The sequence below is a fragment of the Prevotella jejuni genome (assembly GCF_900187995.1).
Classification (GTDB): domain Bacteria; phylum Bacteroidota; class Bacteroidia; order Bacteroidales; family Bacteroidaceae; genus Prevotella; species Prevotella jejuni.
The window spans coordinates 1-8,349 of record NZ_FZNZ01000062.1 but is presented as its reverse complement, the minus strand read 5'-3'; the positions used below and the strand labels follow the sequence as shown (position 1 = coordinate 8,349).

At 40.6% G+C, this 8,349-nt stretch carries 7 protein-coding genes; 2 read left to right on the top strand and 5 right to left on the bottom strand.

The genetic code is table 11. The features are described 5' to 3' along the window. Positions 1–309 precede the first annotated feature (309 nt). From CHB62_RS13960 to CHB62_RS13950, 3 genes are all read right to left on the bottom strand, one after another. Positions 310–1,119, bottom strand: coding sequence for an SGNH/GDSL hydrolase family protein (locus CHB62_RS13960; RefSeq protein ID WP_089367308.1), 810 nt, complete (start codon positions 1,117–1,119; stop codon positions 310–312). 2 nt (positions 1,120–1,121) lie between these two features. Further along, positions 1,122–2,096 (bottom strand): bile acid:sodium symporter family protein, encoded by a 975-nt coding sequence (locus CHB62_RS13955; protein ID WP_042855919.1) that lies wholly within the window; start codon positions 2,094–2,096, stop codon positions 1,122–1,124. Positions 2,097–2,346: 250 nt separating this feature from the next. Continuing rightward, a complete protein-coding gene (locus CHB62_RS13950; protein WP_089367309.1) occupies positions 2,347–3,189 on the bottom strand; it encodes a hypothetical protein in 843 nt (280 codons plus the stop codon). Between the two features lie 284 nt (positions 3,190–3,473). Between CHB62_RS13950 and CHB62_RS13945 the strand changes: the two genes are divergently transcribed. Beyond that, positions 3,474–4,022, top strand: coding sequence for a glutathione peroxidase (locus CHB62_RS13945; RefSeq protein ID WP_009010563.1), 549 nt, complete (start codon positions 3,474–3,476; stop codon positions 4,020–4,022). Positions 4,023–4,263: 241 nt separating this feature from the next. Here the strand turns inward: CHB62_RS13945 and CHB62_RS13940 are convergent, their stop codons facing one another. Further along, positions 4,264–5,682: a sodium:solute symporter gene (locus CHB62_RS13940; RefSeq protein ID WP_089367307.1), complete on the bottom strand. Its 1,419-nt coding sequence runs from the start codon at positions 5,680–5,682 to the stop codon at positions 4,264–4,266. A gap of 119 nt (positions 5,683–5,801) precedes the next feature. Here CHB62_RS13940 and CHB62_RS13935 point away from each other — a divergent pair, with 119 nt between their 5' ends. Next, entirely contained in the window at positions 5,802–7,163 is a 1,362-nt protein-coding gene (locus CHB62_RS13935) for a TrpB-like pyridoxal phosphate-dependent enzyme (RefSeq protein ID WP_089367306.1), read from the top strand. 161 nt (positions 7,164–7,324) lie between these two features. Here the strand turns inward: CHB62_RS13935 and coaW are convergent, their stop codons facing one another. Further along, the gene (gene coaW, locus CHB62_RS13930; protein WP_009010560.1) at positions 7,325–8,155 is read right to left on the bottom strand and encodes a type II pantothenate kinase; all 831 of its coding nucleotides are present in this window, start codon (positions 8,153–8,155) and stop codon (positions 7,325–7,327) included. Between the last annotated feature and the right edge of the window lie 194 nt (positions 8,156–8,349).

Genomic DNA, 8,349 nt, shown 5'->3' with positions numbered 1-8,349 from the left:
ACTGGGCTTATAAAGCTTGTAGACATTATCCAACATAAGATTATCCACCAAGGCGTCTAAAAGACGAACAGGGTCATCTTCTGCGATATCCTTATCGATTCTTTGAGGAAAAAGAATCATTTTCTTGTGTATGTAAGAACGAAAGTGTACCTTTGTCATAATGAGAATTTTTGAATGCCTAAAGGTACAAAAACTTTAGGAAATAGCAAAGCCCTGGCTTGAGAAAGTCGGGGCTTTGTGCATAAAAAAGAGGATGTGTACATTTTGACACACCCTCTTCTACATTGTAAAAATAAATATCTCTTATCGCTATCGCCGCCCATGATAGCCCATTCCATGCTTTTCATCGTGGGTAAAACGAGTTGTGAAATCAGGCTTATCCATCTCAATAGGATTTGCATTTACCCCCGGTTCACCCATCCACTCAACAATCTTATCCACCCATTGAGCAGCTCCTTGGCGTGTCGGATGAATACCATCTGCACGAGAAGCAATGACTGAACTACTATCAAAGAAGCGACCTTCACCCGTACAATCACGTATCAAGTCGACTATCGTTCTGTCTTTTATCTTCTTCCAAGGGAGTGGTCCAATCCATACGTATGGAATATTACCCACACGACTTAGGATAGTCTGAATTGCAGTTTCACGTCTACTATAATCTTTATAACCTAAGTCATTGGTACCTAAGCTGATAATAATATATGTAGGACGAACTCTCTCAATCTGATATTGAAGGTCGGCAGCAATCGCCCAGTCGCGTGTTGTGCTACCATACCACACTATAGAATGAAACTTAAAACCATTTTTTACAGCATAATCATTAAACCGAGAGCCCAGACCATCAGCCATAGAATCACCAATAAGTAGGACTACTTGATCGCGGCTCTCCGCTACCTGTGACACATGCGTTGTTGATGACGGCAAAGGCTCTACTGTCATCTCTCCTACCGAAGCAGGAGTTGACTGCGGCATAGCGGCCGCTGGCATTACATCAGGCTCTACTGACTTAGCTGGTTCGACATCTTCAATGTTTATTCCATTCGTGTCCTGCGCTGAAACAGCAGGTGATAATAGGAAAAGAGATAATACAACTATACAACACTTTATTGTTCTCACAATTATTCATTTATGCGTTTAATGGCGTGGTCATGCCGCCATATCTCAACGCTGTTAATAATATTCTGCCACAGAATGTAGCAGCCTGGCCCCACTGTAGACAATGGATTCAGATAAGTATAGGCTATCCAGATAGCAAAAGCAGTGTTCTTCTGCCCCAAGGCCTGGCCCGCATTGATCGTACTACGGAAGAAATGACCAATATATCTACCAATGACAAATTGTATCAAGCAAAGTATTAATGCCAACACTGCTATCAACAAGAGGAAACTAACAGCCACCTCAGCATGGACAATATTCTTTACTGTTGTGCCAGAAACGATGAGCAATGAACAGCCCCATAGATAATAACTAAGGTTGTCAACACTGATTACCCATTGATAGAACCTGCATAAAGCGTGCCAATGTTTCGTTATATAGGCCAAAAGCATCGGTACAACCAACACTAAACACACCTTATAGAGAATCATCACAAAGGCACTCCAGAAAGTTAATCCTGCCCCAGCATCAAGCAATGGGAAGCAGACTGGTATCAACAAAGCACAGAGGAAATTGGAGAGGAAGGTGTAAGTCGTCATTTCCTCAAGGTCGCCTCCTAACTTCTGTGTGACCACCGCTGCTGCAGAGGCACAAGGACAAATGATACAAGTGAGGAGGGCTTCAAGCAGTATAAGCGTCTCACCCGTAACATGAAAAGTCAGAATAACGCCAATGACAACCGCCACCATCAACACTTGGGAGAGTGCTATCCAAAGATGCCAACCAACAGGAATTAGCTTGCGGAAGTCTACTTTGCAGAAGGTAACGTACAAGACGAGGAACATAAACAATGGAAGAGCTGCGTCAAGGATAGGAGCAAAAACAGTTGCTGCGCTTTCCAAGGCAGGAATAAAGGCAAAAACAAGGTATAGAAAGCTACCTGTAACTATTGACACTGGTAGTGTCCAGTCCTTTATGAATTGAATAAGTCTCCTCATCTTTATCATCACGTCAAACCGACTCTATCGTCCTTTTCAGACAAAGAGTCGGTTGCAAAGTTACGAAAAAAGTCTGAAAATCAGCAATCTAATTGCAGAATCGTAAATATGATTAAGACAAATTCAACCTTTACTATTATGAATTACTACCTTTAAACGACTAATATAAAGACAAAAATCCCACCAACTTCGCAGTTGGTGGGATGCTATTCAAATATATATGAAGCAATAGAAAAGCGATTAGCTTTTATTATCTTTCATGTAGACCATTTACTGCTCCAGCGCTCTTCTTCGCATAGTCGTTCTCCTTAGCAGAACCGAAGGAAGCCTTACTTGAAGCTCTCGTAAATGCATTCGCAGCCTTAGCGTTTGCTGGTCTCTGCCGTGCAAGGTCGAAGCGCATGACATCTGTTGTGTTTGTACTACGTGCTACACCATAGAAGGTGTCATACCCCTTTGTTTCATCATATCCTAAATGGAAACCATCATTAGTAGCATTGATGTCAAGAATAAAGATAGTTCCTGTCTTTGAATACTTTATTTCGATGTTTCCATTATCCAATACTTTCCAAGAGAATGATAATGTCTTTGTTTTACCCTGTGCATCAGTATCGACCTCAACACCATTACCTTGGAGCGAATTAGCAGAAGAATTATATTGGAAGAACTTCATGTTAGCTTTGAAACTATCACTCTTACGCTGCTGCGTTGCGTCTTCCGTATACTCAACAGTCATATTACCATCCCACTCGCCAGTTAACGTCTGTGCCTCAGAAATCAGCCCATTAACTTGTTTATTCTCCTGTTGACGATAATTATTGTTCCAATTATAGTTATTGTTACTACCCACAGCATCCATGAAGGCATAGAACTCTGAGGTCGTTGCCTCTGGGTAATAATAATAGAACCAGTTGTAAGCTGTATAATAACTTGAGCCACTTGGGTATTCACGCAGATAGTTTCGTACTGCATCACTTACCAAATCATTATAATAATAGTTATCATCTCCCCATGGATCATTATCACAGCTTGCTAATGTCAAAGGCCCCGCAACTATTGCAAGTGCCAAGAATAACTTTGAAATCCGTCTCATACTCATATCTTATTAAATCCTTATTCTTTCTTTGTTTACTGGTGCAAAAATAGTGAATTTATAAGATACTCTCTGCGTAAATATACTATTTGAAGATAGGGAAATCCCTATTATAAAAGATAAATCCTCCTTTTATCAATACGAATGAAGAAACTCTAATAATCTAATACAAATTTAATTGAATACTAAAAAACTACTAAACAATGAAGGAAGAAACAAATAATTTTAGTACATTTGCATCTTACTAATAAGTAAATTATATAAAGAGAAGATAAGAAACAGAAATGAGAACAGTTTATGAATTCTCTGTCAAAGACAGAAAAGGTAAGGCTTTTTCACTGAAAGAGTTTTCTAATGAAGTGCTATTGATTGTAAACACAGCTACGAAATGTGGTTTCACACCAACTTACGAGCAGTTGGAAGCACTCTACGAGAAGTACCATGCACAAGGATTTGAAGTACTTGATTTCCCTTGCAACCAGTTTGGACAGCAGGCACCAGGTACAGACGAAAGTATCCATGAGTTCTGCAAACTTACATACGGCACAAAATTTCCACGCTTCAAGAAGGTTAAGGTGAATGGTGAAGACGCTGACCCGCTCTTCAAGTTCCTAAAGGAACAGAAGGGTTTTGCAGGTTGGGACGAGTCACACGAACTCTACCCAGTCCTTGACAAGATGCTTTCTGAGGCTGATCCTAACTATAAGGAAAACCCAGACATTAAGTGGAATTTCACAAAGTTCCTTATTAATAAGAAGGGACAAGTTGTTGCTCGCTTTGAACCAACAGAGAGTTTTGAGAATATCGCAAAGCAGATTGAGGAATTACTATAGGATAGTGACTTGCCAATAGGTTCCTCTCTAAAAATCATAAGAAATATTGGCAAAATAACATACAAACATAAGATAAAAGGCAGAGAGACTAATACTCTTTGCCTTTTATCTTTTTATTATGGTCATCATCATTACCCTTATAATCTATATGGTATAACACTTACCGACGAGCTTATAGGGGGATTTGTTTATTTGTCAGCATAGTCTACAAAGGAGTTTACTGTCGTTTCTGTTCATTAGCTCACTTTCTTGCAGGGAAGAAATAGCATGCGGAAAATGTTATTAAACCATTCAACATCAACAACTCATAGCCAAACTTGTAGCCAGTAGTGGCCGAGACAATTGTATCTAAAGCAAAACAAAGAAGTGGACTGGCTATTGCTATATAAGGTGTCAACCTATCATTCACTGCTCGTTTTGTACATAAGCCAAACGCAAAGAGACCTAAGAGTGGACCGTAGGTATAAGAGGCTATCGTGTAAATAGCATCTATAAGACTCGTCGAGTTGACATAACGGAAGATAAGGATAAATAGAATAAACACTACGGACACTCCGAAATGTGCTTGTTTGCGTAGTTTCTCATCCTTGGGACGATTACAAATGTCTACACAATAGGTTGTTGTCAATGCCGTTAGGGCTGAATCTGCACTGGAGAAGCAGGCTGCAACAATACCAATCGTAAAGAGTATGACAACCAATGTACCTAATTGTCCACCAGCAACTGCCTGCAACATCAGATTGTCTGGTACATCTGGTAGAGTCTGCCCTATGCTCTTGAAATACATCATCAACAGCACACCTAATGACAGAAAGAGTAAGTTGGCTGGTACAAAAGCAAATCCGTATGTACACATATCCTTCTGTGCTTCATGCAAAGTCTTACATGTAAGATTCTTCTGCATCATGTCTTGGTCCAGTCCTGTCATAACTATAACAATGAAGATACCGCTAAAGAACTGTTTCCAAAAGTTCTGTGTCGAAACCCAGTCATCAAATACAAAAATACGAGAGTGGCTGTCGCTGGCTATTGCCTGAACTGCCTCAGGAAGCGTCATCCCCAACGTCTCGACCACCTTATATATAATAAGAATCAGCGCAAGGAGCATACAAAGAGTCTGAAAGGTATCTGTCAAGACAAGAGTACGAATACCTCCCCTACGCGTATAGAGCCAAATCAATGCTACGAGTGCCACAACAGTGACGGGGAAAGGAATACCGTATGCATCGAGAACGAAACGTTGAAGTATCATACAAACAACATAGAACCGCACAGCAGCACCTGTCATCTTTGACAATAGGAAAAAAGATGCACCCGTCTTATAGCTATGTTTGCCTAAACGTGTTTGTAGATAAGAGTAGATGGTGGTCAACCTTAATCGATAATAAACGGGAAGTAACAGAAATGCAACAGCAAAATAACCAAGGACAAAACCTAAACAAGTTTGCATATAGGTCATATCGCTCAACATTACCATTCCTGGGACACTAACGAAGGTGACCCCCGAAATACTCGCACCAATCATCCCAAAGGCCACAAGATACCAAGGTGACTGCCCGTTTGCACGGAAGAAAGCATCGTTATCAGCCTTATGTGCCGTTGTTCTACTTATTAACAATAAAATGCAAAAGTATGCAAGAATAGTAGTGATAATTATCATAATGGCAGCAAAATTACTAAAAATATCATCATTTCATGCATTAAGAAAATCATATTTTGTAACTTTGTTGTACATAACCTTTCATATTACAGTTATCTATCATTTAATTTCAATAGCGTATGACACGACAGAAAAGATTTATACTTGACGAGAAAGATATCCCGACACAGTGGTATAATATACAGGCAGACATGCCTAACAAACCCCTACCTCCGCTTCATCCTGTAACACATAAGCCTATGACAGCAGAGGACTTATCCGAGATATTCAATATGGAATGTGCTAAACAAGAGCTTGATTGTGAGCATCCTTGGATAGACATCCCCGAGGAAGTCTTGGATATGTATAAGTATTATCGCTCCACACCTCTCGTCCGTGCATACGCATTGGAGAAGGCTTTGGGCACACCAGCACATATCTATTTCAAGAATGAAAGCGTTAATCCACTTGGCTCACATAAGGTTAACTCGGCCATTCCACAGTGTTACTATTGTAAGAAAGAAGGTGTTACAAATGTGACAACAGAGACTGGTGCGGGACAATGGGGTGCCGCCTTATCATACGCAGCAAAGGTTTATGGACTTGAAGCAGCAGTCTATCAAGTAAAGATCTCTATGCAACAGAAACCCTATCGCTCACTGATTATGAAGACATTTGGGGCTATGGTTGAGGGTTCACCCTCTATGTCTACACGTGCAGGAAAGGATATCGTCACACGTGATCCGACTCATCCAGGCTCTTTAGGGACAGCTATCTCTGAGGCGATCGAGCTGGCGAGGACAACACCTAACTGTAAGTACACCTTAGGTTCAGTGCTCAATCACGTTGCATTGCACCAAACTATTATCGGCTTAGAGGCTGAGAAGCAAATGGAGATGGCTGGGGAATATCCCGACAAGGTTATTGCCTGCTTTGGTGGTGGTAGTAACTTCGGTGGTATTGCATTCCCTTTCATGCGTCATAATATCCTCGAAGGAAAGCAAACAGAGTTTATTGCAGCTGAGCCAAACAGCTGTCCAAAGCTGACACGAGGTAAGTTTGAATATGATTTCGGTGATGAAGCAGGTTACACACCATTATTACCAATGTACACACTGGGACATGACTTCAAGCCAGCAAACATCCATGCAGGTGGTTTACGTTATCATGGTGCAGGCGTCATCGTGAGCCAATTGCTCAAAGATGGGTATATGCACGGAATGGATATACCACAATTAGAAAGCTTTGAAGCAGGTATTCTCTTCTCTCGAACAGAAGGAATTATCCCCGCACCGGAGAGCTGTCACGCCATTGCGGCAGCCATTCGCGAGGCGAAGAAAGCAAAGGAAACAGGCAAGCAAGATGTTATCCTCTTCTGTCTCTCAGGGCATGGTCTCATTGATATGACGGCATACGACACCTATATCAATGGTGACTTGAGAAACTATACACTCTCAGACGAAGACATAGAAAAGAACCTTGGAACGGTTCCAAAGGTATAATAATAGGTTTATAAATGCCTTTCTTTGAGGACTTTCAGTTCTCAAAGAAAGAATAAAAGATATCTACTTTAACTTACTATATAACAGTCTGGTATAAAGAAAGATTACAGGTGCTTCGTAGACAATACTACAAAGTGCCTGTAATCAGTTATCAGTAGATATTAAATCTTCTTTAGCTTGTCTGCTTGAAGTGCCGCACCAATCGCAGTACAATACTCTGAATTCTTCGGAATGATAAAGCGTACGTCGTATATCTTCTCCATTACAGGGAAAAGGAGTTCGCATTGTGGCAACAAGCTAAGATTTCCTATGAGTACAAAGTCACGTATATCGCTATTCAAAGAACTCAATATTGTTGCCGAACCAATAGACTGTAACACCAGACCTATCAACCCTAAAGCAATATCTTCACGACTGGCATTAGCCTGTGCGTTGGCAAAGAGTGATGCAGTTGCATCCATTGGTAAACCAGGAAGAGGACTGGTAGATATGTCCTTAATCTGCAGATTGATACGAGAGATATCCCCCTTATTAGCCAAAGCGATAATTTCATTGATATTGTCAGTCTGTAGAAGAAGTCGTGAAAGGCCGCTCAATGTTCCCCCACCAATACCAATACCACCAATATGACGCACCTCACTGCCATCACAAAGTACAAGAGAAGTACCCGTACCCATTGAGACAACGATCATACGTTGTAGCTTTGATTCAAACTGAGCACCTAAGCCATCGGCCAAGAACTCATCAGCCTTAGCTGTTGGCAGACCATAGACAGGTTTATCAATATAGTGAGCACCAACACCCGTAAGCATAACATGCTCAACATCAGACAAATCTATTCTATTGTCATAAAGATACTTTCCAAATGCTCCATACAAGGATGTCACTGGGTCAGTAGCCTTAATACGCAAAGGTTTAATTACCTTTCCCTCTCTGATACCAACAATCTTTGTTGTTGAAATACCCACATCTATACCGATGGAAATCTTCATACACCTTATATAATTATACAGAAGTCTTATAAATACTACTTTTTTTAAGAATAATGATTGGGACATAATCGAAAAGAACTAAAGCCCACTTATCCCCGTAAAAGATTTCAGAATTTTATATCTTTCAGATAATCAATAGAATAACACCGAATAAAGAAGAAAAGGGTTACGATTTGGAAACGAGCGAGTTTCTT

Bases quoted from the DNA above. Each gene is read 5' to 3' on its own strand.
- CHB62_RS13950 (WP_089367309.1), bottom strand. From the start codon at position 3,189: ATGAGACGGATTTCAAAGTTATTCTTGGCACTTGCAATAGTTGCGGGG.
- coaW (WP_009010560.1), bottom strand. From the start codon at position 8,155: ATGAAGATTTCCATCGGTATAGATGTGGGTATTTCAACAACAAAGATT.
- CHB62_RS13935 (WP_089367306.1), top strand. From the start codon at position 5,802: ATGACACGACAGAAAAGATTTATACTTGACGAGAAAGATATCCCGACA.
- CHB62_RS13940 (WP_089367307.1), bottom strand. From the start codon at position 5,682: ATGATAATTATCACTACTATTCTTGCATACTTTTGCATTTTATTGTTA.
- CHB62_RS13955 (WP_042855919.1), bottom strand. From the start codon at position 2,096: ATGAGGAGACTTATTCAATTCATAAAGGACTGGACACTACCAGTGTCA.
- CHB62_RS13945 (WP_009010563.1), top strand. From the start codon at position 3,474: ATGAGAACAGTTTATGAATTCTCTGTCAAAGACAGAAAAGGTAAGGCT.